This window comes from Planctobacterium sp. R6 (assembly GCF_055755215.1).
Map to the genome: position 1 here is coordinate 1 of NZ_JBVTQY010000054.1, position 22853 is coordinate 22853.

The 22853-nt window shown below is 45.1% G+C and carries 22 protein-coding genes; 14 read left to right on the forward strand and 8 right to left on the reverse strand.

The features are described from left to right. Nucleotides 1–144 precede the first annotated feature (144 nt). Nucleotides 145–549, forward strand: coding sequence for a rhodanese-like domain-containing protein (locus AC0J20_RS21250; protein WP_473023284.1), 405 nt, complete (start codon nucleotides 145–147; stop codon nucleotides 547–549). Nucleotides 550–675: 126 nt separating this feature from the next. After that, nucleotides 676–1692 (forward strand): tRNA dihydrouridine(20/20a) synthase DusA, encoded by a 1017-nt coding sequence (dusA, locus tag AC0J20_RS21255; protein WP_473023285.1) that lies wholly within the window; start codon nucleotides 676–678, stop codon nucleotides 1690–1692. Nucleotides 1693–1737: 45 nt separating this feature from the next. Here dusA and nadE read toward each other — a convergent pair whose 3' ends face one another. Beyond that, nucleotides 1738–3714 carry an NAD(+) synthase gene (gene nadE / locus AC0J20_RS21260; RefSeq protein WP_473023286.1) on the reverse strand — a complete coding sequence of 659 codons (1977 nt, stop codon included), beginning with the start codon at nucleotides 3712–3714 and terminating at the stop codon, nucleotides 1738–1740. Between the two features lie 296 nt (nucleotides 3715–4010). On the opposite strand from nadE, the gene AC0J20_RS21265 reads away from it, so the two are divergent. Beyond that, on the forward strand, nucleotides 4011–4286 hold the full coding sequence (locus tag AC0J20_RS21265; RefSeq protein WP_473023287.1) for a hypothetical protein: 276 nt from the start codon (nucleotides 4011–4013) through the stop codon (nucleotides 4284–4286). A gap of 162 nt (nucleotides 4287–4448) precedes the next feature. On the opposite strand, the gene AC0J20_RS21270 is transcribed toward AC0J20_RS21265, so the two are convergent. Then, nucleotides 4449–4616, reverse strand: coding sequence for a hypothetical protein (locus AC0J20_RS21270; RefSeq protein ID WP_473023288.1), 168 nt, complete (start codon nucleotides 4614–4616; stop codon nucleotides 4449–4451). 188 nt (nucleotides 4617–4804) lie between these two features. On the opposite strand from AC0J20_RS21270, the gene pspA reads away from it, so the two are divergent. The 7 genes from pspA to AC0J20_RS21305 all read left to right on the forward strand — a co-directional run bounded on the left by pspA (nucleotide 4805) and on the right by AC0J20_RS21305 (nucleotide 11534). Further along, nucleotides 4805–5467, forward strand: a complete 663-nt coding sequence (gene pspA / locus AC0J20_RS21275; protein ID WP_473023289.1) for a phage shock protein PspA — start codon at nucleotides 4805–4807, stop codon at nucleotides 5465–5467. 21 nt (nucleotides 5468–5488) lie between these two features. Then, nucleotides 5489–5689: a PspC domain-containing protein gene (locus AC0J20_RS21280; RefSeq protein ID WP_229531146.1), complete on the forward strand. Its 201-nt coding sequence runs from the start codon at nucleotides 5489–5491 to the stop codon at nucleotides 5687–5689. A 20-nt stretch (nucleotides 5690–5709) separates the two neighbouring features. Continuing rightward, nucleotides 5710–6036, forward strand: coding sequence for a hypothetical protein (locus AC0J20_RS21285; RefSeq protein WP_229531145.1), 327 nt, complete (start codon nucleotides 5710–5712; stop codon nucleotides 6034–6036). 55 nt (nucleotides 6037–6091) lie between these two features. Next, on the forward strand, nucleotides 6092–7063 hold the full coding sequence (locus tag AC0J20_RS21290) for a DUF2333 family protein (protein ID WP_473023290.1): 972 nt from the start codon (nucleotides 6092–6094) through the stop codon (nucleotides 7061–7063). 193 nt (nucleotides 7064–7256) lie between these two features. Then, nucleotides 7257–9077: an assimilatory sulfite reductase (NADPH) flavoprotein subunit gene (locus AC0J20_RS21295; protein WP_229531143.1), complete on the forward strand. Its 1821-nt coding sequence runs from the start codon at nucleotides 7257–7259 to the stop codon at nucleotides 9075–9077. Next, entirely contained in the window at nucleotides 9077–10777 is a 1701-nt protein-coding gene (gene cysI, locus AC0J20_RS21300; protein ID WP_473023292.1) for an assimilatory sulfite reductase (NADPH) hemoprotein subunit, read from the forward strand. The genes AC0J20_RS21295 and cysI overlap by 1 nt, the downstream gene beginning before the upstream one ends. Next, entirely contained in the window at nucleotides 10770–11534 is a 765-nt protein-coding gene (locus AC0J20_RS21305; protein ID WP_229531141.1) for a phosphoadenylyl-sulfate reductase, read from the forward strand. The genes cysI and AC0J20_RS21305 overlap by 8 nt, the downstream gene beginning before the upstream one ends. A gap of 34 nt (nucleotides 11535–11568) precedes the next feature. Here the strand turns inward: AC0J20_RS21305 and AC0J20_RS21310 are convergent, their stop codons facing one another. After that, complete coding sequence (locus AC0J20_RS21310; protein ID WP_229531140.1) at nucleotides 11569–12477, reverse strand: TIGR03899 family protein; 909 nt, start codon at nucleotides 12475–12477, stop codon at nucleotides 11569–11571. Between the two features lie 314 nt (nucleotides 12478–12791). Between AC0J20_RS21310 and AC0J20_RS21315 the strand changes: the two genes are divergently transcribed. Then, on the forward strand, nucleotides 12792–15026 hold the full coding sequence (locus AC0J20_RS21315; RefSeq protein ID WP_473023294.1) for a bifunctional diguanylate cyclase/phosphodiesterase: 2235 nt from the start codon (nucleotides 12792–12794) through the stop codon (nucleotides 15024–15026). Here the strand turns inward: AC0J20_RS21315 and AC0J20_RS21320 are convergent. Then, nucleotides 15023–15595: a uracil-DNA glycosylase family protein gene (locus tag AC0J20_RS21320; RefSeq protein WP_473023296.1), complete on the reverse strand. Its 573-nt coding sequence runs from the start codon at nucleotides 15593–15595 to the stop codon at nucleotides 15023–15025. The two genes, AC0J20_RS21315 and AC0J20_RS21320, sit on opposite strands and share 4 nt — an antisense overlap. Before the next feature lie 89 nt (nucleotides 15596–15684). On the opposite strand from AC0J20_RS21320, the gene AC0J20_RS21325 reads away from it, so the two are divergent. Continuing rightward, a complete protein-coding gene (locus tag AC0J20_RS21325; protein WP_229531137.1) occupies nucleotides 15685–16035 on the forward strand; it encodes a pyridine nucleotide transhydrogenase in 351 nt (116 codons plus the stop codon). On the opposite strand, the gene sthA is transcribed toward AC0J20_RS21325, so the two are convergent. Further along, nucleotides 16015–17451, reverse strand: coding sequence for a Si-specific NAD(P)(+) transhydrogenase (gene sthA / locus AC0J20_RS21330; protein WP_229531136.1), 1437 nt, complete (start codon nucleotides 17449–17451; stop codon nucleotides 16015–16017). The genes AC0J20_RS21325 and sthA overlap by 21 nt on opposite strands. Before the next feature lie 73 nt (nucleotides 17452–17524). Beyond that, nucleotides 17525–18658 (reverse strand): acyl-CoA desaturase, encoded by a 1134-nt coding sequence (locus AC0J20_RS21335; protein WP_473023298.1) that lies wholly within the window; start codon nucleotides 18656–18658, stop codon nucleotides 17525–17527. Between the two features lie 103 nt (nucleotides 18659–18761). Here AC0J20_RS21335 and fabR point away from each other — a divergent pair, with 103 nt between their 5' ends. Continuing rightward, nucleotides 18762–19373 carry an HTH-type transcriptional repressor FabR gene (fabR, locus tag AC0J20_RS21340; protein WP_229531134.1) on the forward strand — a complete coding sequence of 204 codons (612 nt, stop codon included), beginning with the start codon at nucleotides 18762–18764 and terminating at the stop codon, nucleotides 19371–19373. A 14-nt stretch (nucleotides 19374–19387) separates the two neighbouring features. On the opposite strand, the gene trmA is transcribed toward fabR, so the two are convergent. Next, a complete protein-coding gene (trmA, locus tag AC0J20_RS21345) occupies nucleotides 19388–20488 on the reverse strand; it encodes a tRNA (uridine(54)-C5)-methyltransferase TrmA (RefSeq protein ID WP_473023299.1) in 1101 nt (366 codons plus the stop codon). Between the two features lie 162 nt (nucleotides 20489–20650). On the opposite strand from trmA, the gene AC0J20_RS21350 reads away from it, so the two are divergent. Further along, nucleotides 20651–21919, forward strand: a complete 1269-nt coding sequence (locus AC0J20_RS21350) for a DUF5610 domain-containing protein (RefSeq protein ID WP_473023300.1) — start codon at nucleotides 20651–20653, stop codon at nucleotides 21917–21919. 50 nt (nucleotides 21920–21969) lie between these two features. Here AC0J20_RS21350 and AC0J20_RS21355 read toward each other — a convergent pair whose 3' ends face one another. Beyond that, nucleotides 21970–22422, reverse strand: a complete 453-nt coding sequence (locus tag AC0J20_RS21355; RefSeq protein WP_229531131.1) for an RNA recognition motif domain-containing protein — start codon at nucleotides 22420–22422, stop codon at nucleotides 21970–21972. Between the last annotated feature and the right edge of the window lie 431 nt (nucleotides 22423–22853).

Consider the following 22853-nt stretch of genomic DNA (forward strand, 5'->3'; position numbering starts at 1 on the left):
GTTGTGGAACTTAATCCGGAGAGCAAAAAAGAAGCAGCTTAACGGCTTAGGCGACAACTACCTTGAAAAACGCCGTCTGCAGATGACATTGACAATGTCACCGCCTTTATCCGTAGCAAAGCCAGCGGTTGGGTACAGCAAAAAATGCCGCTGCGGCCCATTCCCACTCCCGACCAGTATGTGCAGAATCCCGATAACGACAATCCCCGCTGGCAGCTCAAAGATGGCCAGTTTATTGATTCCGAACAGCTTTACAGTGCGATGCAGGCTAAAAACAAAATGGTAATTCTGGATACCCGAGTTCCCTCGGTGTGGCAACGCGCGCACATCGAAGGCAGTATTCCATTTCCCTATTACACTGATCTGGCCGATAAAGTGAAGGACTTACCCAGAGATGCACAAATCGTGGCCTATTGTTCTTGTCCCAGGGCGGCCTCCGTATACCTGGTGGATCAACTGAATAACATGGGCTTTGAAAACACCGCGGTCTTGTACGAAGGTATCTTCGGTTGGATGAACAAGGGCTTTCCGGTAACCCGCTCTGAGTGATCACAACCGGGGAACAGGTGTCTGTTGTGCGCTGAATTATCGGAAAATTCAGTGTATTTTTTGCGATAACCTGGGTATTTGTTGTACACTTCGTGCCCGTTTTTAAACTGAAGCTCAATTAACCTGATGGCAAATACCGATATTAACACTGCGCGCAAGTTTTCCGTTGCACCCATGCTGGACTGGACTGACCGTCATTGCCGCTATTTTTATCGTTTGATGAGTCAAAATGTGTTGCTGTACACCGAGATGGTGACGACCGGCGCCATTATTCATGGCAAAGGGGATTATCTGGGATTCAACAGCGAAGAACATCCGGTGGCATTGCAATTGGGGGGTTCTGAAGCCAAAGACATGGCTTACTGTGCAGAGCGGGCACAGCAGCTTGGTTATGATGAAGTGAATATCAATGTGGGCTGTCCGTCTGATCGGGTTAAAAACGGTAGCTTTGGTGCCTGTTTAATGGCCGAACCGGATGTGGTAGCGGCCAGTATTTCAACCATGCAGGCGGCGGTTGATATTCCGGTAACGGTAAAATCCCGTATTGGTATTGATGATATGGACGAGTATGAAGATCTTACCCGATTTATCCATATTGTGGCTGAAGCCGGTTGTCAGCACTTTATTGTTCATGCCCGCAAAGCCTGGTTGCAGGGACTCAGTCCCAAAGAAAATCGGGAAATTCCGCCGCTTAAATACGAACGTGTTTACCAACTGAAACAGGAATTCCCGGATTTGCACATCAGTATTAATGGCGGTATTAAAACCCTGGAAGATGTGCACAACCATCTGCAATACACTGATGGGGTGATGATGGGCCGCGAAGTATATAGCAATCCGTGGATCTTAACTCAGGTAGAATCTAAGCTATTTGCGCAGACTGCTGAGCTGACCCGCGAGGCTGTGGTGCAACAGATGATGCCGTATGTAGAGCGTCATATAGCTTCTGGAGGCAGAGCCTGGCATGTTATTCGTCATATGCTGGGGATATTCCAGGGGCAACCGGCGTCACGGGTTTGGCGTCGTCATCTCAGTGAAAACGCCATTAAACCGGGCACCCAGGCCAGTGTGCTTACGGATGCGCTGGATGCCATGTTGAGCACCCGCGCCAAACTAAAAACCCGTGAGGAATACCTGGCGTAATTTAGCCAATTTTAATTTAGTCAATGTTGATTTGGTCAACCCGATTCAGGCTTGCTCTGAGTATTGTTGCATGGCCAGTACCTGTTGCTTTAACTGCTGATACTTCTCGCCCTGGTAGTTGGGCAACTGACTTTCCCGAATATCAAAGCCATAGGCTGAGGGGCTGGTTAACACGATAGGGGGGGATTGAATTCGCTTAAACACACTTTTGCGGATCCCGTCATAAAACCATTCTAAATCTTGCATGAAGGTACCGGGATCATCAATACCCCAACGGGGAATGAGCGCCTCATCCATGTTCAGCTTTTTCGCTAAACAGCCTTGCAGATACCAGCCCATCACATCTTCTGCGGTGACTTTTTGAAACGAGGTACAGGCTTCCAGCAATTGGCAGTGATAACCAAACTTCATGGGATCTATTTGGGCATCTCTGAGTTCAGCGCTGGGGGCAATGGCTTCTTCGGCAAAGCGAAACTGATCGTCGGGTAACAGACTTTCGGGGATCACTTCATCCTTAAATACCTGTCGGTTCAGGTAGCGTACCATGTCAAACACTTCCGCCTTAGTCAGATCGCCAATAGGGGCAATAACTCCACCCACGTCACCGTACAATGTAGCGTAACCGAGTGCGATTTCCACTTTGTTACCGTTGTTGGTGAACATGCGTCCGTAACGGCCGGCAATATTTGACAGGATGCTGGTGCCACGGATTTTAGCCTGAATGTTTTCGTCCGACAGTTTTCTCATCCAGTCCGGAGACTCGCAGCTGGCATCCAGTTGCGCAAATACTGACATTTGCTCTTCTACCAGAGCCTGAATAGGCACCACGATGTGCCGGACACCCAGTTTCTTACTTATCCAGGCGGCGGCATCTTTGGTTTTGCTGGAGTTATACTGTGTGGGCATGTTCACAGTCCAGACATTGTCAGCTCCGAAGGCCAGTTTCAGCAAACAGGCCACAAGCGCACTGTCTACGCCACCACTGAGTCCAATAACGAATTTGGGGTCTTCCTGCCAACCCAGCAGTTCAGGGATATGACGTAATCCGGTAACAATCGCCTGATATTTTTGTGCGATTTTATCGGTTTCGCTGCGGCCGACACGCATATCATTTATCGCTTCGTGATCCACTAATAACAGGGTTTGCCGGAAGGGTTTTGCACTGTTGGCCGCCAGTTGTCCATTGTGGTTATAGGCGGAGGTATCACCATCAAAGGTGATAATGTTTTTGCCATTATTTTGTGCGCCAACATTATTGGTGTAATAAAAAGGCACAAACTGCAGATCTGCCTGTTCTATTTCCGCTTTGAGGAATTGCAATCGTCTGTCCCGCGCGTCATTTTTGTGAAATGTCCAGGGAGAGGCAGAGATATTGACTAACATTTCAGCGCCATTTTGGATCAGATATTTTGAAACATTGACACTTTCGCCCTGGATTCGGTAGTCCTTACACCAGAGATCTTCACACACCTCTACGCCAATTTTGACATTGCCACCGGCTGTGGGAATGACAAAAGGTTGTGCCAGCGTGTGTACCGGAACGGCAAAATCTTGAGCGACATCCACTAAAGAAAAAAAGTATCTCTGATCATCAAAGAAACGGTAATTGGGTAACAATGCTTTAGGGTGAATGCCTTCCGGCAGTATAAATTCGGTGCTTTCAGGTCGTTTGGCATAGGCACCATCGTGCATCACATAGGCGGCATTGTACAGGCGACTGCGGCCATCTTTGTTGGGGTGGAATCCACCGGCCTCATTACTGGGTATTTCGCAAATATTGCCATATATCAGGGTTATGCCGCGGCTGGCTTCCAGCAGGCGTTCATTATATTGCATTAGATCCTGACAAAATTGTCGATTAAGCCACTGATCAGACAGCAGGTAGCCGCTGATACACAGCTCCGGAAAAACCACGACATCGGCATGTTGCTGTTTTGCGTCATCAATCATGCGCAACATAGTTTGAAGGTTTTTTTCCAGTTCCATGGGAACGACGTGCATTTGCGCAAGCGCTATTTTCATCTGTTGTGTAATTTCTAAGGAAACTTAACAATATTGTCAGTTGCCTGCACGGCTTTGTAAAGCCCACTCTGTTAACTTGGTGAAATTAACCACATGCCTGGTTAATTTCACCAGGCATTAGACTTTAGCACTAGTTCAACTTCAATGTGCTTTATATCTGTAAAAATAATTTTCTTTTAAAAACAAAGGCTTATAAAATTTATTATTTTTGGCACAAGTATCGCTAAAACCTTTTCATCGCAAGACGCGACATATTGGGTAAATCAGTTCGGTTCATTGTTTCAGGAGTAAAGGTCATGTTAGGCAAAGTAAAAGGGTTATTGGTTTTAGGTGCGGGCGTTTTGGTTTCAGGTGTAGCGACTGCCGGTGAAGTGTCATTGAGTGAAGTGACAGATTTTTATGTCTATTCTGCAACCAGCAGTACCAGCTACGAAGTGCAAAATGAGGTGTACAGCGATATATTAAACACCTCACACAAAGTGGAACTGGAAGATATTGGCGTGGAAACCAAAGTGCTGATCACGTTTGACAGTACTGTGTCGTCATCTGATGTCACTGATGCCGCCGAATAGGGGCTGGCTATGGTTTCTTCTGTTAGTTTACTGGCCATTTTAATGGCACCTGTTTTAACCTTTGGTTTAAGCGCTTTTCTGGTCAGCATGTTGCACAACATGCGACCGGATAAGCACCAAAGGCGGTGTTAAAGAGAATATCATTTCCTGGTATTCTCTTTTTTATTTTCCCCTCGTTTGTTCCTGCGTTTCAATCTTAACCATTTCCATTTTTTCACAGCAATTCCACTTGCCTGTTCTGGTGTTTTTAACCGCTTGTAATACTGCCCGTTGTGCTTTTAAGACAGCTGTTTTAAGAGACCAAAAGAAATATTGGCGAATCTCACTCATTGTTGACAAATATCACTAAAATTTTGTTTTGCTTGTTTGAATGAAATACGATGTTTTTTGTGATATTCAAAAAAACACTTTAAAAACAATGCTTTAAAAGTTTTTCAAAGCTGGCACATGGATTGTAAATACATTTCTGTATTACGAAACACAGTTGAATAACAAGTTAATAAGCAAGGAGACCTGTCATGGGTGTATTTTCAAGAATGTCTGACATATTACAAGCCAATATCAATTCAGCGCTGGATAAGGCTGAAGATCCGGAAAAACTCTTATCTCTGATTATTTCCGAAATGGAGGAAAACCTGGTAGAAATCAGAGCCATCGCCGCCAAACATTTAGCCGAACAAAAAACCATTCAGCGCAAATTGCGCAACCTTACCAAAACAGCGGAAGACTGGCAGGCAAAAGCGCAAAAAGCCATTGAAAGTGACCGGGAAGATCTGGCAAGGGCCGCCTTAATCGAAAAACAAAAAGTGGCATCAGAAATTGAGCACATCACTATTGCAAACAGTCAGGTGACAGAGAACCTGGAAAAAATTCAGGAAGATTGTGCTCGTCTGGTGGCGAAGCTGGCGGAAGCCAAAGCGAAAAGAAAATCCATGCAGACCCGTTTTGAACATGCCAAAACCCGTTTGGAAGTAAAAAAGCAGGTGGAAACTTACAATGTTGAACATGTACTACACCGATTTGAAAGTTACGAAAGCAAAATAGACGAACTTGAGGCCAAAGTAGATGCTTACGAGTTCACCTCACAATCAGGTAGTTCCTTACATGCCGAGTTTGCGCAACTGGAGTCAAACGACAAAGTCGAAGCGGAATTAGCTGAATTGAAAAAGAAAGTTGCCTGATACCGATAGTGGAGACTAGCCATGAAAAATTATTATGAATCAAATCGCATTTATAAGAGTCGTATTAACAGAAAGGTTATGGGGGTTTGTGCCGGCGTGGCTCATCATTACGGCGTTGAAGCGTGGATGGTGAGGCTGGCGACAGTGCTGGCATTTCTGGCCTTTCCGCCAGCGATACTCATTGCTTATATTGTCGCTACACTACTGTTGCCCAGTCGCTAGGCTGGGACGCAGGAGGCATCATGAAAACTATTGTGATCGCAATTTTAATATTGATGGGGATCTTCTTTGTCTTTGGTGAATTATCTGAACATTGGTTCATCTTTCACCTGGATGGTGCCTATATTGTTGATCCCTTTATCAATGCTATCGTATTTTGTGTCGTTGCCGGTGCGTTAATTCTGATGGGGTTTTTGCTGGCGGTGAGCCTGATCGGGGCGTTAATCTTGGGGTTGGGTGCGGCACTGTTTGGTGTCTTTTTTATCGGATTAAGCTTGTTTTGGCCGGTATTATTTATCGCGCTAATCCTGTATTTGGTTGCAGGGGGAGGTAAACAAGCGGCATCATAGTCGATAGCGATATATACTCTGTAACAGAGTGCCTGTTGAAGTTGGAGAATGCAGAATGGACAAAAAACTGGATCGTCGGTGGATAATCGCGTCAGTATCTACCTTGTTAGTGATTATCGTATTGTTGGTTTTTTATTGGAGTAATGAGCCTGACACTTTTGATGTCAGACAATCACCTAACGCTTCTTCTGTAACGGGAGCAACACTTACCGCAACGTTGGTGAAAGTTGGAAGTACTTTGTTAGATAAGCCCGGCGGCTATTTGTCCAATGACGTGATTCCGCCTTCTGTTTTTATGGATGATATGCCTTCATGGGAATTTGGCGCATTGGAAATGGTGAGAGATTTAACTCTGGCAATGCGCAAAGATTTTAGCCGCTCTCAGTCACAATCAATAGAAAACGCTGCATTGGCAAAAGCTCAACCGCCACTTAATACCAGTCACCGAGACTGGATACTGCCGTCTGCAGAGTCAAAATATCGGGAAGGATTTGATGCTATCAATGACTATCTGCTGGATTTGCAAGATCCCAATCGCGGCGATGCACAATTTTACGCCCGCGCTGACAATTTGCGGGAATGGTTAAAACAGGTTGAAAAGCGTTTAGGCAGTTTGTCTCAACGGTTAAGTGCCAGTGTAGGCCAGGAACGAATAAACACGGATTTGGCCGGAGACCCCGATGCCCGACAGTCAACACCTTCCTCCGGGCGTTTACAGGTAAAAACCAGCTGGTGGATGCTGGACAACTATTTTTATGAGGCACGCGGAGCAAGTTGGGCCTTGTTGCATTTTCTCAAAGCGGTAGAAATTGATTTTGCCGATGTATTGGAAAAGAAAAATGCCACGGTGAGTCTGCAGCAGATTATTCGCGAGTTAGAAGCAACGCAACAAACTATCTGGAGTCCTATGATCTTGAATGGCAGTGGATTTGGCGTGTTGGCTAACCATTCACTGGTAATGGCCAACTATATTTCCAGAGCGAATGCCGCTATTATTGATTTGTCCGAGTTGCTTGCAAGAGGCTAACCTGAGTTCGGAGACTGTTGTGTTGTTCTGACAAACCACGGCAGCGCTCCGATGAAATTGCTGATCCCTACCTGACGAATTCTTTCACGCTTCGTTAATCTTTTTGGTTATTAAAAATCATCTTTAATTCTTTCAAGTTATGAATAAGTAACGCTAACCTAGTATGGTGTTTTATTAGGTTTGTATAATTATTATGGCTACTTCAGGAAATCCGGCCTATTCGCCGGTTGCATTATTAGATGAGAACCAATGGCAGCAATTAAATACTGCGGCTTCAGGATTGGACGCTTCACAATTATTGTGGGCAAGCGGCTATTTAGCTGGCTTAGCACAAGCCGGTCAGGTGAGTGCTGCACCTCAACCACAAGGCGCTGCCGTGGCAGATAAAAGCGTGACGATTTTATATGGCTCTCAAACCGGTAATGCCAAAGGTGTCGCTGAGCAATACCACAACAAATTAAAAGCCGATGGTTTAAGCGCTAAGCTGCTAAACATGGCTGATTACAAACCTAAAAATATCAAAAACGAAAGCCACGTGGTTATTGTTGTCAGTACTCATGGCGAAGGTGATGCGCCTGATGATGCCGTGCAATTGCACGAATTTTTAGGCGGCAAAAAGGCGCCTAAACTCGACGGTCTCAAGTACACCGTTCTGGGCTTAGGTGACAGCAGCTACGAGTTCTTTTGCCAGACAGCAAAAGACTTTGATGAGCGCCTGGCCAAACTGGGTGCTACAGCATTATTACCACGGGTCGATTGTGACGTAGATTTTGAATCAGACGTTGATGTGTGGAGCAATCAGGTCAAAGCCAAGTTGCAGGAAGACTTTAAATCCGCAGCGGTTGTGCCTATGCCGGGTCTGCAGTTAGCTGCCGGTAACAATACGCAAGATGCTGCTCAGCAGTACTCCAAGAAAAATCCCTTTCCAGCTGAGCTGGTCGAAAGCCTTAAAATTACCGGCCGCGATTCGGTAAAAGACATACGTCATATCGAAATCTCGCTTGAGGATTCAGGGATTCAGTATGAACCAGGTGACGCACTGGGAGTGTGGTTTTTAAACGATGCCGCGCTGGTGGCGGATATTTTAAATACGCTGAATATCGATGCCGATACAGAAGTATCCATCAAAGATGAAACATTAACAGTGCAATCGGCTTTACAAGAGAAACTTGAATTAACGCAGAGCTACCCCGGGTTTGTGCAAAAGTACGCGGAATTTAGCGGTGATCAAAAAGTTGCAGAATTATTGGCCGATAAAGCACAGCTGCGCGAATATCTGGCCGACAGACAAATTGTCGATATCGTTAAGGAATTCCCTTCTGCGATCACTGCGCAACAATTAGTGGACGCCTTGAGACCACTGATGCCGCGATTATATTCCATCGCCAGTAGCCAGGCGGAAGTCGAAGATGAAGTGCATCTGACCGTTGCCCTGGTAGAGTACGACAAGTTTGGTTTTACCCATCAGGGCGGCGCTTCTGGTTACCTGGGAACGCGCCTGGAAGAAGGTCAGCAGGTTAAAGTTTACGTTGAGAAAAACGCTAACTTCCGTTTACCAACCGATCCTAATACGCCCGTGATTATGGTAGGGCCAGGCACCGGCATCGCACCATTCAGAGCCTTTATGCAGGAGCGTGAAGCCCAGGAAGCTGAAGGCAAAAACTGGTTGTTCTTTGGCAACCCACATTTTACTCAGGATTTCCTCTACCAGGTTGAGTGGCAGCGATTTTTGAGCGAAGGCACATTAGACAAAATCAGCCTGGCGTTTTCCCGGGATCAGGCTGAAAAAGTGTATGTCCAACATCGTTTGTTAGAAAACGGAAAGGAAGTGTGGCAGTGGCTGGAAGAAGGCGCCCACTTTTATGTTTGTGGCGACGCAACTCACATGGCCAAAGACGTCAACGACGCGCTACTGAGTATTATTGCTGAACATGGCGGTAAATCTGCAGAAGATGCGGAACAATATTTAAACGATCTGCGCAGAGCAAAACGCTATCAGAAGGACGTATATTAATGAGTATCGGAAACAATCACGGCAAACCGTCACCCAATGAGCGCATGAAGGGTGAAAGTAATTTTCTGCGTGGCACTATCGCTGAAGATCTGAAAAATGATGTCACTGGTGGCTTTGGTCCGGACAATTTTCAGTTAATTCGTTTTCACGGTATGTATCAGCAAGATGATCGTGATATTCGCGCTGAACGTGCAAAACAAAAACTGGAGCCGCTGCATAATGTGATGTTGCGAGCCCGTTTGCCGGGCGGCATCATCAATCCTGAACAATGGTTGGCCATTGACAAGTTTGCTGATGAGTATTCTTTGTATGGCAGTATTCGACTGACCACCAGGCAGACTTTTCAGTTTCACGGTGTGCTTAAGCCTAATATTAAGCTGATGCATCAGACGCTAAACAAAGTAGGTATTGATTCCATCGCGACGGCAGGGGATGTGAATCGGAATGTACTATGTACTTCGAATCCATATCAATCTGAATTGCATCAGGAAGCCTATGAGTGGGCTAAAAAGATTAGTGAACACTTACTTCCGAAAACGCGCGCCTACGCCGAAATTTGGTTGGACGGGGAAAAACTGGAAACCACAGATGAAGAGCCGATCCTGGGAGAAAAGTATCTGCCCAGAAAGTTCAAAACTACCGTGGCTATTCCGCCACAAAACGATGTGGATGTTCATGCCAACGATCTGAGCTTTATCGCTATTGCCGAAAATGGCAAATTGGTGGGCTTTAACGTGCTGGTGGGTGGCGGCCTCGCGATGACCCATGGTGACACGGAAACCTATCCACGCAAGGCAGACAATTTTGGCTATATCGCCAAAGAAGATACTTTGAAAGTTGCAGAAGCGGTTGTTACCACACAGCGTGACTGGGGTAACCGAAGTCAGCGTAAAAATGCCAAAACTAAATATACACTTGAGGCCGTTGGTGTCGATGTGTTTAAAGCTGAAGTGGAACGTCGCTCCGGTGTCAGCTTCGCGGAAGCTAAACCGTTTGAATTCACTGCCCGTGGTGATCGTATCGGTTGGGTTGAAGGTATCGATGGCAAACACCATTTGACGGTTTTCATCGAAAATGGCCGTATTCTAGATTTTGATAATGCCACGTTAAAAACGGGTTGCGCTGAAATTGCGAAAATCCACAAAGGTGATTTCCGACTGACCGCCAATCAAAACCTGATCATTGCCGGTGTTGCAACCGAAGATAAGGCCGCCATTGAACAATTGGCTCGCCAGCACGGTTTGCTCAAAGATGACGTATCTGCGCAGCAAAAAGCCTCTATGGCCTGTGTGTCACTGCCAACATGCCCCTTAGCGATGGCAGAAGCAGAGCGCTATTTGCCGGAAGCCGTTAATCGTCTGGAAGCCATCTTAACGAAACACGGCATTGCAGAAGAAGAAATAATTTTCCGTATCACCGGCTGCCCGAATGGCTGTGGTCGTGCCATGTTGGCGGAGATTGGCCTGGTCGGGAAAGGACCGGGTAAGTACAACCTGCATTTAGGCGGTGATTATACCGGTACCCGTATCCCACGGATGTATAAAGAAAACATTTCTGAAGATGAAATATTTGCCGATTTGGATGAGTTGGTTGGACGTTGGGCTATTGAGCGAAATGCGGATGAACGCTTTGGTGACTTCCTCATTCGGGTTGATGTAATCAAACCCGTAATTGATTCAGCGAGAGACTTTTATGATTAATGCTGCACTCAATCCGGTTGCAGATCTCCCGGGTAACAAATTGAATCCTGCTGATGTTTCCAGGGAACAATTGCAGGATCTCAATAGTATGCTGGAGAGCTCCACTGCGCAGGAAAGAATTCAATGGGCTGCAACGCATCTGCCGCAAAACTTTATGGTGTCTTCGAGTTTTGGCATCCAGGCGGCGGTTATGTTGAAGCTGGTGACCGAGCAAATGCCGGATATTCCGGTGGTATTTACGGATACCGGCTATCTGTTTCCGGAGACCTATCAGTTCGCCGATGAGCTGACGGAGCGCTTAGGGTTAAATTTAAAAACCTATCGCGCCAATCTGTCACCTGCCTGGCAGGAAGCGCGTTTTGGCAAGTTGTGGGAAAAAGGTGAAGAAGGTTTAGCTAAATATAACCACATGAATAAAGTGACACCGATGCGCAATGCGCAGGAAGAGCTGCAAATTCAGAGCTGGTTTGCCGGATTGCGTCGCACGCAATCAGATCAACGCAATACCTTGTCAGTGCTTCAGGTGGTTGATAATAAGTTTAAGGTTTATCCAATCCTGGACTGGACCAATAAAGATGTTCATTATTTTCTTGAAGAACACAACCTGCCTTATCACCCCCTTTGGGAACAAGGCTATGTGTCAGTAGGCGACTGGCATACTACAAGACCGCTAGAAGCGGGCATGAGCGAGCAAGACACGCGTTTCTTTGGCTTAAAAAGAGAGTGTGGTTTGCATGAATTTGGTGATGGTATATAGTCTTACAGGTAGCGCTGTACTCTGGCAATGATGCCTAAACCACCTCAAAGTCGGCTGACAAAAAGGATTTCAGCTTTTCCACATAGTGTTGATTGATATCGCTTGAAACCAGCTTGCTGAGTTCTGCCCCAGTAGGGGTGAATTTATAGTAATTTAAAAACAGGCTGCTGCGTTTGGGTGAGAGATGAATAACCGAACTGCCTAAACGCCACTCTGATCTGGAGTGAGTTGAGAGCTCACCTGACTCGATTTCTGAATTATATATTAACCCGGCATCCATCAGCGACAGTATATCCGGGTACGGCAGACCAAATTCAGCCAGATTTAACTGATGATTCTTGTGCAGCTTAAGAAAGCGCATAAATGAGGGCTTTTGGTAGTAGCCGTACAGTATTTTAGGGCTGTACTCCCCTTTTTTCCTGGAGGCCATACTGACCGCTGCCTGAAACATTTTGGCGTCACGTTGCGTCAGTTCTTTCAGTGTGCGTAAGGTTCTGATAGAAAATGTGCCCGGGGTACTCACCTCAACTGCAAATATCTTGCCCCAGATTTCCTGCATCGTAGAGGAATAAATATCTTCGGCCATGTTCACAAAGCTAAAAAACCAGTCTGGATCAATACTTTCTGCGGTTTCAGAATCGGGGCAAAACTCCAGAGCCTTCTCCATGACGTTTTCAAGGTTTTGCAGTTTACGCTGTTCCGAAATAACTCTGCGTCTTTCTGTTTTTTTATGAATATCTCGCTCAAAACCCTCATTTTTTTTGGCGTTGACACCAGCCTGCGCAAACCAATTATGGATACGGGACGTCACCGGTTGCGTATGTTTAGGCTCTTTGGTGGGTGGTGTGGCAGTGTCAGTCGCTTCTTTGCTGACGCTGGTGCTTTTTTTGATGGTTGATGCCGGTGTCTGTGTGCCACTGGTAACACTTCTGATATCGGTCATGAGTTCTTACTGCGTTGCTTTGATTGTACTAAACCAATTATTCGCTGGTTGTTTAGCTGCGTAATCGTCAAAAAATTCTAGGGAACAGCAGCAACTTTGTACCCTGTATTCCGGTTAAATTCAATGAATCTCGAAGTCATTCTGATGAAATCACACAATTCAGTTGGAATAGATGTTTCTCTTTTTTCAAGTTTAGGCTAAGGTAAGTTCAATATGATCTAAAAAGCAGAGTTCTGCGAAGCTCTTCAGAACGGTAGTGCAAGGAGAGCTGGTTAAAATCAGGCTTACTATAATAATATTTAGTGAAGAATTTGATGTGTCCCACTGATTACGAGAATGATGAGTTAATCTTCCTGGACGAAGAAGACGCCGAGCTTGAAGCGTCATCCGGGGTGTCCGGAGTTTGGCATGTGTTGGTTGTTGATGATGATGAGGAAATTCATTCAGTAACCCGACTGGCACTGTCTGATTTAGTGCTTAATGGTAAAGGTTTGTGTTTTCACCATGCCTACTCTGGCGAAGAAGCGCTGAAGTTTTTGAGCGAAAAAGGCAGTGAAATCGCAGTTTTGTTGCTTGATGTCGTGATGGAGTCAGACGATTCAGGATTACAGGTGGCCAAAAAGATGCGGGAAGACATGCATCTTGAAGAACCCCGGATTATCTTAAGAACCGGCCAACCAGGCTATGCTCCGGAAGAGAGTGTCATTAAAGAATATGACATCAACGATTATAAAACTAAAACGGAATTAACCCGTAGCAAGCTGGTAACCACGATTATCGCATCGTTGCGTTCCTACCAACAAATACTCACCATTAATCAAAGTCGCAAAGGCCTGGAAAAAATCATCGGCTCTGCGGCTAATTTACTTGAAGAGCACTCAGTAAAAGGCTTCTGCGAAGGCGTGGTCGAACAAATTAGCTCGTTAATTGGGCTGGAAGCCGGAGGCGTGTTATGTGCCCGGGCCGGCTCCGTGCTGGATAAAGACGAAGACGGTGTATACGTGCTGGGTGCAGCGGGAGATTTTGCCACCTTTATCAATGAGCGACTGGAAAGCATTCACAACGATAAGATAGTGATGCATGTCACCCAATGTTTGCAAAATAAGAGCCACATATTTGGTGAAGATTTCTCGGTTCTTTACATGGACAGTTCTGGTTACGAAGCTGCGGTTTACATTCAGGCTGGCAGCGAAATCAGCGAGGTAAATAAACAGTTGTTGGAAGTTTTCTTGTCCAGTGTTTCTGTGGGCTATGAAAATGTGAATCTGTTCCACCAATTGCGCAATGCTGCGTTCAGGGATTATTTAACCAGACTCCCTAACCGGAATGAGTTCATTAATATGCTTGATGAGCTCAACCGCATGGACAACGATTTTGACGCGGAAGTGATCGCGTTAATTGATATCAGTCATTTTTCTGATATTAATGATGGGCTGGGGCAAGAGGTAGGTAACAACCTGCTGATTGCTGTTGCTGAGCGGTTGATGGAGCGCTTTGGCGACACCTGTATGATGGCCAGAATTGGCGCGGATGTGTTTGGCGTAATTGGCAACAGTACCAACATAACGCCGAAAACCATAGACGCAGCCTTTTCCACGCCCTTTAAGGCCGGAGATCACACCTTACCGGTGAATATCACAGTAGGACTGACCCGATTACTGGAATCCGCCAGTGGTATTAACCTGTTAAAACAAACCAATATTGCGCTTAACCGCGCCAAGAAAAATATCACCACCAACTATGAGTATTACGCGCCGGAAATGGAGGAAAAAACCACCTGGCGTTTGGGTATGATTAGACAGTTACGCGCTGATTTTGCTGAGCGTAAACTTCAGGTTTGGTTCCAACCTCAGATCGATCTGAAAACGGAAAAAGTGGTGGGGATGGAAGCTTTACTGCGCTGGCCGTCGAGAGAAGGTGGTTACGTCTCACCGGCGGTTTTCGTGCCATTGGCAGAATACTCTGGCCTAATCATCGAAATCGGTGAATGGGTCTTGTTGGAATCCTGCGAAAAGTTAAAAGAGTTGGAAACATTGGGATATAAAGATCTCCGAGTGGCGGTCAATATTTCTATGCCGCAGTTCCGGGATCCAAAATTTGTCCCATTGATAAAATCCACCTTAGATAAGTTAGAGATTCAACCGCGAAATCTGGAACTGGAGATTACCGAGAGTCTGGTTATGGATGATCCTCAGGTGGTGGTCGAATCACTGAAAGACCTGAAGAGCAATGGCATTCAAATCGCGATTGATGACTTTGGTACCGGATTTTCTTCAATGAGTTATTTACAGCAGCTTCCGTTAGACAGACTGAAAGTTGATCGGGCGTTTGTGAAAGAAGTGGAGCCCGGAAAGCAGGCATTTATTGCAGAGACTATCGTAACACTGGGCCAAAAGCTGGGACTCAAAACAATCGCCGAGGGCGTGGAAAAACGAGAGCAGGCAAAATACATGCTGGATCTTGGTTGTGATGAAGCCCAGGGCTATTTGTTCGCTAAGCCCATGCCCTATGATGATCTTATTGAGTTCTTATCCAAATACAATCCTTAGCACTGACTGAGAATTGAACTAACAATACGCTGATATTCAGGTAAAACCTCTGCTTCAAACCAGGGGTTTTTCTTTATCCAAATATTGTTTCTGGGAGATGGATGAGGTAACGGCAGCGTATTTTCACCATAGTCTCGCCAGTTTTTGCAACGTTCAGTTAGTGAGCGTTTGTCGTTCAGGTAGTAGTTTTGCGCGTAACTGCCAACTAATAATCGTGGTACCTGGTTTGAAAAAGACGAAAGCAAAAGCGGATGCCAGGTGGGTGCGCATTCTTTTCTGGGCGGTAAATCACCGCTTTTTCCGCTACCCGGAAAACAGAAACCCATTGGCACCAAAGCAACAACATTTTCGTTGTAAAACAAAGTATTACTTATACTCAGCCAGGCTCTTAAACGTTGTCCCGATTGGTCGTTCCACGGGGTGCCGCTGTCATGGGCTTGTTTACCCGGAGCCTGTCCAATAATGATCAGTTTTGCCTTGGAGCTGAACTGAAAAATGGGTTTGGCAGGGTAGGGAAGACATGCTTCACACAGCTTACATTCACTTATTCTCTGTTTTAAACTAGTCATATAAAAAAAGAATATAATCAAAAACGGTTACATTAATAATTGGATGTGTTACGCTAATATCAAGATTGGCACTTATTCCGGAGGTAAAGATGCGCAAATCCATGCTTATTTTAGCATTAAGTTTCGTTAGTACATTGTCATTTGCCGAGGCTGAGCCGAGCAACAACAACTTGTTTAAATGCGTTGAGTCGAAAGAGCTAACGCTGAACGCTGAATGTTTGTCTCAGACAATCGAAAACAATGTTCAATTTAAAGATTTCCAGGTGAGCTTTCACTCTGAAATGGGAGAGCTTGGCGGCAATGCAATGGCCACCATGCAATTTTATCCAGAACTAATGGAAATTCACATTATCGCTCATGACGACGATAAAGCCAGTGGTGCTCTGGTGCAGCAGCAATCAGAGCAAGCCGAACAACCATCAGGTGAAAAGTCGGTTTAATCCATTGATTGCAGCTACCCGATAGGCTTCAGCCATTGTGGGATAGTTAAAGGTAGTGTTAACAAAGTATTCAATGTTGTTGGCACTACCTCCTTGCTGCATAATTGCTTGTCCGATGTGGACAATCTCAGAAGCCCTTTCTCCAAAACAATGAATTCCCAGTACTTCTTTTGTTTCTCTGTGAAAAATAATTTTTAATCCACCCACCAGACTGTGGGCGATCTGCGCTCTGGCAAGATGTTTAAACTGTGCTCTGCCAACTTCATAAGGAATTTTTAGGGCTGTCAGTTCCTGTTCTGTTTTGCCTACAGAGGATATTTCCGGAATGGTATAAATTCCCGTTGGAATGTCTTCTACCAGGGTGGAGTGGCTCTCACCTTTTAACATGGCTTCGCCCGCAAATCTGCCCTGATTGTATGCTGCGGAGGCCAGGCTGGGGTAGCCGATCACATCACCCACCGCATATATATTGTCTATTTCGGTTTTATAATTGGCGTCAACACTCAATTGGCCTCGCCCATCTGCTTTCAATCCTACGGCGTCGAGATTCAGCATATCGGTGTTACCTGTTCGACCATTGGCAAACAATAAACAATCCGCTTTCATTTTTTTACCAGACTGTAAGTGCAATACAACACCGTCTTCGCGCCCTTCAATTGCCTGGTATTGTTCGTTGTGGCGAATTACGATGCCGCTGTTCCAGAGGTGATAGCTGATGGAATCGGAGATTTCAGCATCCAAAAACGACAATAATCTTTCGCGCATATTCACCAGGTCGACTTTGACATTCATCCCCCGAAATATGCTGGCATACTCAGTACCAATTACCCCGGCGCCATAGATAATAATATTGCTGGGGTCATGGTTTAACGAGAGAATGGTGTCACTGTTGTAAATACGTGGGTGATTGAAATCGACATCAACCGGTGTATACGGACGCGAGCCGGTAGCAATCGCGAACTGTTCAGCTGTCAGTGTTTCCACTGAGCCGTCATCGTGGTTGATCCTGAGCGTGTGCTGATCAACAAAAGAAGCTTCACCGTGCAACACGGTGACCCGGTTTCGTTCATAAAAGCCTCTTCGCAATTGGGTTTGTTTGCGGATGACTGACGTCGCGTGATTGAGGATTTGTTCGAAGGTCAGATGGTGGGCTTTTTCACCGTCATTGTACAGTGGGTTTCCGTTAAATTCGATCAGACGACTCACAGAATGTCTTAGCGCTTTGGAAGGAATGGTGCCCCAGTGAGTACAGCCGCCGCCCACCATTTCATATTTTTCGATAACCGCAACTTTCTTACCTGCTTTGGCTAATTGCATGGCGACACCCTCACCGCCAGGACCAGTTCCAATAACTATGGCATCAAATTGATACTTGGGTTTGGTGGGTACTCTTTTTCGACTTGCTCGCTTAGCCATTTTTGTCTCCAATTCAAGCGCTTATCGACAATCATAGCTAAGTATGGGCCGTTTTTGCAACGGCCCGGAGGATTCAGGCATACTGAAGGGGCATTCGGCTTAGATCCAGCCATTTATTCTTTTGCACTTCCAAAGAGGCTTTTAGTTCTTTGTATTTATAGCGTATTTCCAAACCCTCATAAGACTGGATAAGCGCTTGTTTCTTCAGATCCATAAAAGACTTTCTGGCCTGGTAGAATTCTGTCATCTTCACCATCAGCGCATCATATTCCGCCTGAAGCTTACCTAAAATTTCTTCTTTATTTGGGGGCGACAAGCTCAGAGTTTTTTGGGTTGCATATCGCAATTGCATGGCAATACGTGCTTTTTCAATGCGCTCTTCCGGACAGCGGCGTAAATTATAAGTTAATTTCAACCAGGACAATCCATTGATTAACCACTTGGTGGGATCAAATTGCCACCACCGAATACCATTGCGATAGTCGTATTCAAAAATATGATGGAAATTGTGGTAACCCTCACCAAAGGTAAAAAACGCCAGAATGTCGTTATCTTTTGCAGTGTTTTGATCTGTATAGGGCTGTCTTCCCCAAAGGTGGGCCAACGAATTAATGAAAAAGGTGACATGATGCACTACCACCAGGCGCAATACACCGGCTAATAAAAGCATGCCAATAACATCGCCGTTTAACCAGCCTAACAACGCCGGGATACCAATATTGGCGGCCAGCGAAATTTTGCCGTAATTATTGTGCTGCCACATAACCACCTTGTCTTTTTGTAGATCGCGGCAGTTGGCATAATCTTCAAAAGGATTCGTTTTGTAATCACGTAACATCCAGCCCAAATGAGAAAACCAAAATCCTTTGTTCGCCGAATAAGGATCTTTGTCATTGTCGTCAACGTGGCGATGATGGATACGGTGGTCAGAGCACCAGTGCAGAATACTGCGCTGTACGGCCATCGCTCCGAATATTGCGTAAAAGATTTTGACTATTGTATGCGCTTCATAGGCTTTGTGAGACCAAAGGCGATGGTAGCCAGCGGTGATTGACATCCCGGACATCCAAATCAATGCGATACAAGCAGTCACCTCTTTCCAGTCAAAACTGTTAAAATACGCTTCGATTGGCACCACAAAAATTGCGACGGCGGCGGTAAAAATAAAGAATAATAGGTTTACGAGAATAAGAGGTGGTTTAGTCATTTTCAAAGTTTAGCTTACAAGTGTTCGCTAATTTTAGTGTCTTCAACTAATATTGGCAACCTGAAACCGTTAACCCATTGCAGATCTAATTCGGGGAAGTCGATTGAATCGTAAGGAACAAAAGTTAAAAACGCGCAGAGCCATTATTGATGCAGCGTTTTCCATCATGGATGAACAACGAGGTCTCTCCAGTATCAGCTTGCGTGAAGTGGCGCGTAAAGCCGGGATTGCGCCAACGTCTTTTTATCGCCATTTTACCGACATTGACGAATTGGGTTTAACCCTGGTGGATGAAGCCGGGTTAGCGTTGAGGCAACTGATGCGTCAGGCGCGTATTCGCATAGAATCGGGCGGCAGTGTTATTCAAACCTCGGTAGCCACCTTTATGGAGTACGTGTCTGCCAACAGCAATGTTTTCAGACTGCTCCTGCGTGAGCATACCGGTACGTCACAGGCATTCAGGGCGGCAGTGCAAAGAGAAATAGCCCATTTTGTTGAGGAGTTAACGGATTACACGGTGGCCACCACCAAAATGAGTCGTGAAATGTCAGGGCTTCAGGCTGAAGCTATGGTTCGTATTGTGTTTAGTGCCGGTGCCGAGGCCATTGATGCGACAGCCGAACAGAAGTTATTTTTGGCCAGAAGAGTGGAAAAGCAATTGCGCTTTATTGCCATTGGCGCGTTGCGGTTTGCACGCTCAGATCACAGTGAGTAGCGCACAACTGTACGCTATTTTTTTCTGAGAATGACACCGGATTCTATGTGATGGGTATAAGGAAACTGGTCAAACAACGCTAATTTTTCCACGCTATGGCTGGAACTGAGCGTAGTGACATTTTCAATCAGGGTTTCCGGGTTACAGGAAATGTAAATGATCTCATCATATGCGCGAATCAACTCAAGGGTATCATCATCGATTCCGGCACGGGGAGGATCTACCAACACCGTGGAGATTGCCAGGTCTTCTAACCCGGCTCCTTCAAGCCGCTTTTTGCTCTCGCCTGTTTGATAGTATTGGGTAAATTCTTCACTGGACATACGAGCGATAAAGACGTTGTCAACGCCGTTAAGCTTAATGTTGTGGTTTGCTGCAGCTACCGATGTTCTGGAAATCTCGGTACCGACGACTTTGCGAAAGTTTTGCGCCAACGGTATTGAGAAGTTTCCTGCACCGCAATAAAACTCCAAAAGATCGCCAGACTTTCTGTCTCGGGTATTGTCAATACACCATTCAATCATTGATTGATTTACGTAGGGGTTGGGCTGGGTAAAGCTGTTTTCAACATGCATAAACTGATATTCATTATCGAATACCTTTAAAGACTCAGTAATGAAATCCTGATCTTTTATCAGCTTTTGTTTTTTGGCCCGGCCAACGAAATTAACCTGGTGTGTTGTGCTAAGTTTCGCTTTTAATTTTGCTATTTCTGCTTCCCAGCTTTCGTCAAGCTGACGGTGGTACAATAACGAAATCACCGTATCGCCACTCAAACCACTTAAATAATCGATTTGAAACAGCTTGCGTCTGAGTATTGGGTTTTCCCTAATATGCAATAACAGCGACACCATCAACTCGTTAATGGTTTCGATTGCTACCGGGAACTGGTCAACTCTGTATTTTTCCTTAGTACTCTGGTCAAACATGATGTGATACAGGTCATCGTTTTCATGCCACACCCTAAACTCTGCTCTGGAGCGGTAGTGTTGCAAAGGGGATTCGAAAACGGCCAGTTCTCCGTCGAAAAAAGGACTGAAGAGTTCACTGAGTCTTTTTTGCTTTTCTAAAAGTTGTGTCTGATAAACATCAGGATCACTGGGAATCTGCTGCATAGAAAGTCGTCGCCGGGAAATTGATAAATAAAATTGAAATAGCCGCGCATACTACCATATTTTTACCCTGTTCACCTCTGCCTGTGCCTTTCTTTTAATTAGCGACTAAAATCTAATCAGAGGAAGCCGATAAAAGGGATGAGGTTAAATGAGGAAAGTGTCATGAACTTAGGTGATATCAAATCCACTGGTTCTGAAAAGGCCCCGGTGGAAAATAAAAAGGTAACGCCTGATAAGCTGGCAACAGCGGGAGAAAATCAGGCTTTAAAGGAATTGGCGGCTGAACAGGTCTCCTTGAGTAATAATGCTAAGTCAGTTGCAGCATCACGTATTTTGCAGACTAACTTTGATCAGACCATTGTCTTTTCAGGCCAGCAGGAGTTATTGGCAGGTTTAAAACCCCGGCCTCAGAATAAGCCTTTTGACTTTGAAGAAGTTGCAGAAAATGTACTGACATTCATTGGTGGTGCATTGAAACTGGCTAAGCAAAATGGTGCCGATGATGAAAAGCTGACCGAAATGTTTGAGCAAGCCAAAAAAGGCGTAGAAAAAGGCATTTCTCAGGCCAGAAAAGATCTGGCTGCATTTATGAATGAAGAACTGGACGAAGGCATAACCAATAGTCTTAAAGCGATAACCAAAGGTTTAGATGAATTACGTGAAGAATATTTTGGTGAAGCAGAGGCAGAGTCCGTTACAGCCCAACAGAGTGTATCGGCTGAACAACAAAATAGTAGTGAACTAACGCTGACTACCCGCGATGGCGATGAAGTCCAGATTTCCTTCGAGACTATTCAGCGCTTTAGAGCGCAACAAGAAGTGTTTATCAAACAACAATCTGAACAGCAACAAGGCGGGAATTCTGAACTGACTGCTGGTGCCCAGCAATCATATGAATTTATTCAGGCTGAGCGCTTTAGTTTTTCGGTGAAAGGTGAGTTGAGTGCCGAAGAACTGGAAGATATCGCCGAATTTGTAGAACAGACATCGGGTCTGGTGGATGAGTTTTTTAATGGCGATATTCAAAAGGCATTTAATCAGGCCAGTGAAATCGGTCTGGATGATTCTCAAATTGCCGGGTTTGCGCTGGAATTGTCACGCACTGAAAAGTTGGAAACCGTGCAGCGCTATGAACAGGTTTCAAATTATAAAGACGAAGATAACCAGTCAGATAAACCTGCAATCAAAACCATCTCCCAATATCTTGATAATTTATTGGATACATTGGATCAGAATGATGAGTTGTTTGGACAACGAAATACCTTTGATGAACTGGTTAATGGGCTTATTAGTGAAGTTGAAAATATTAAGACCCCGGAACTGCTGGAAGCCTTTAACCGTTTTCAGGAATTTAATCAGCGCTTGCTGAATGGATTATCAGAAAAGGAAAATCAGGCAAAAGCCGCTGATGTGAATAGAGTTTCAGAATAAAGAAAAGCGCCGGGGGGCGCTTTTCTTAATATTAATGCTGATAAAAAGTGTTATTCCTCTTTATCATTTCGATCTTTAGCGATTCGTACCTTCAGGGTACGATCTTCAAACTCGCTGTCGTTTAGTTTTTTGACAACCTTGTCTACATCGTTCGCAGGAATTTCAACGAATCCAAATCCCTTCCTTTTACCGGTTTTGCGATCGCGAAGTAAGCGCACCGAATTTACGTTGGTTACTTTATCGAAATAGTCCTTAACGGTTTGTTCGTTGACGCGGTATGGCAGATTTCCAACATATAACGTCGCTACTTCTGAATCTGCGTCGCTATCGTCCTGGTTGCTCGCTGAAGTACCGGACATAAAAGAAAGAATTAATGCAGTAATGATGGACCCTAGTAGAAAGGCGAAAGGGGAGTTGATGGCAAGAAGACCGAAATCTAATAGAAAGTAGCCTGCAACACCGACAATTGCGCCAATCGCCAGGCTTGGTAAGAAAAATGGCATGAGATATCCTTTAACTATAATTATTGTAATTTGTCAGGGTAAATGACTTTGTTAGTGTTAATGTTGTGTAAACATCAATTACCCAGTAACAATAGTAACCAATATCTGACTAAACACAATCCTTCAGTTAATTAGCTAATGGCTGATTCTAAAATCACGGTTCACTCACTAATAACTAACTACGACTAATTGCTAAGTGAATACTGCCTGACGGTTGTCTATTATTCGGCGGTGAGTGAAGTGATTATCGCGGGTATTCTTATCATTCTGCCTTAATTTCACCCGATCAGACTGAAAAACCAGCAACTGAATTAAATTTGGCAATTATTTGAAATAAAGTGTTGACGGTGTAACTCATGTCTGTAGAATGCGCGCCTCGCTTGGGGAGACAATCTTACAAGCGGCTTCTTAAGGTGTAAAACTGAATTGAG

What these genes read in the sequence shown, in the direction of transcription:
- AC0J20_RS21280 (WP_229531146.1), top strand. Translation starts at nt 5,489, where the DNA reads ATGAAAAATTATTATGAATCAAATCGCATTTATAAGAGTCGTATTAAC.
- trmA (WP_473023299.1), bottom strand. Translation starts at nt 20,488, where the DNA reads ATGCAGCAGATTCCCAGTGATCCTGATGTTTATCAGACACAACTTTTA.
- AC0J20_RS21295 (WP_229531143.1), top strand. Translation starts at nt 7,257, where the DNA reads ATGGCTACTTCAGGAAATCCGGCCTATTCGCCGGTTGCATTATTAGAT.
- AC0J20_RS21305 (WP_229531141.1), top strand. Translation starts at nt 10,770, where the DNA reads ATGATTAATGCTGCACTCAATCCGGTTGCAGATCTCCCGGGTAACAAA.
- AC0J20_RS21315 (WP_473023294.1), top strand. Translation starts at nt 12,792, where the DNA reads ATGTGTCCCACTGATTACGAGAATGATGAGTTAATCTTCCTGGACGAA.
- AC0J20_RS21335 (WP_473023298.1), bottom strand. Translation starts at nt 18,658, where the DNA reads ATGACTAAACCACCTCTTATTCTCGTAAACCTATTATTCTTTATTTTT.
- cysI (WP_473023292.1), top strand. Translation starts at nt 9,077, where the DNA reads ATGAGTATCGGAAACAATCACGGCAAACCGTCACCCAATGAGCGCATG.
- sthA (WP_229531136.1), bottom strand. Translation starts at nt 17,451, where the DNA reads ATGGCTAAGCGAGCAAGTCGAAAAAGAGTACCCACCAAACCCAAGTAT.
- AC0J20_RS21250 (WP_473023284.1), top strand. Translation starts at nt 145, where the DNA reads ATGCCGCTGCGGCCCATTCCCACTCCCGACCAGTATGTGCAGAATCCC.
- AC0J20_RS21290 (WP_473023290.1), top strand. Translation starts at nt 6,092, where the DNA reads ATGGACAAAAAACTGGATCGTCGGTGGATAATCGCGTCAGTATCTACC.
- dusA (WP_473023285.1), top strand. Translation starts at nt 676, where the DNA reads ATGGCAAATACCGATATTAACACTGCGCGCAAGTTTTCCGTTGCACCC.
- pspA (WP_473023289.1), top strand. Translation starts at nt 4,805, where the DNA reads ATGGGTGTATTTTCAAGAATGTCTGACATATTACAAGCCAATATCAAT.
- AC0J20_RS21350 (WP_473023300.1), top strand. Translation starts at nt 20,651, where the DNA reads ATGAACTTAGGTGATATCAAATCCACTGGTTCTGAAAAGGCCCCGGTG.
- AC0J20_RS21285 (WP_229531145.1), top strand. Translation starts at nt 5,710, where the DNA reads ATGAAAACTATTGTGATCGCAATTTTAATATTGATGGGGATCTTCTTT.
- AC0J20_RS21355 (WP_229531131.1), bottom strand. Translation starts at nt 22,422, where the DNA reads ATGCCATTTTTCTTACCAAGCCTGGCGATTGGCGCAATTGTCGGTGTT.
- AC0J20_RS21320 (WP_473023296.1), bottom strand. Translation starts at nt 15,595, where the DNA reads ATGACTAGTTTAAAACAGAGAATAAGTGAATGTAAGCTGTGTGAAGCA.
- nadE (WP_473023286.1), bottom strand. Translation starts at nt 3,714, where the DNA reads ATGAAAATAGCGCTTGCGCAAATGCACGTCGTTCCCATGGAACTGGAA.
- AC0J20_RS21270 (WP_473023288.1), bottom strand. Translation starts at nt 4,616, where the DNA reads ATGAGTGAGATTCGCCAATATTTCTTTTGGTCTCTTAAAACAGCTGTC.
- AC0J20_RS21265 (WP_473023287.1), top strand. Translation starts at nt 4,011, where the DNA reads ATGTTAGGCAAAGTAAAAGGGTTATTGGTTTTAGGTGCGGGCGTTTTG.
- AC0J20_RS21325 (WP_229531137.1), top strand. Translation starts at nt 15,685, where the DNA reads ATGCGCAAATCCATGCTTATTTTAGCATTAAGTTTCGTTAGTACATTG.
- AC0J20_RS21310 (WP_229531140.1), bottom strand. Translation starts at nt 12,477, where the DNA reads ATGACCGATATCAGAAGTGTTACCAGTGGCACACAGACACCGGCATCA.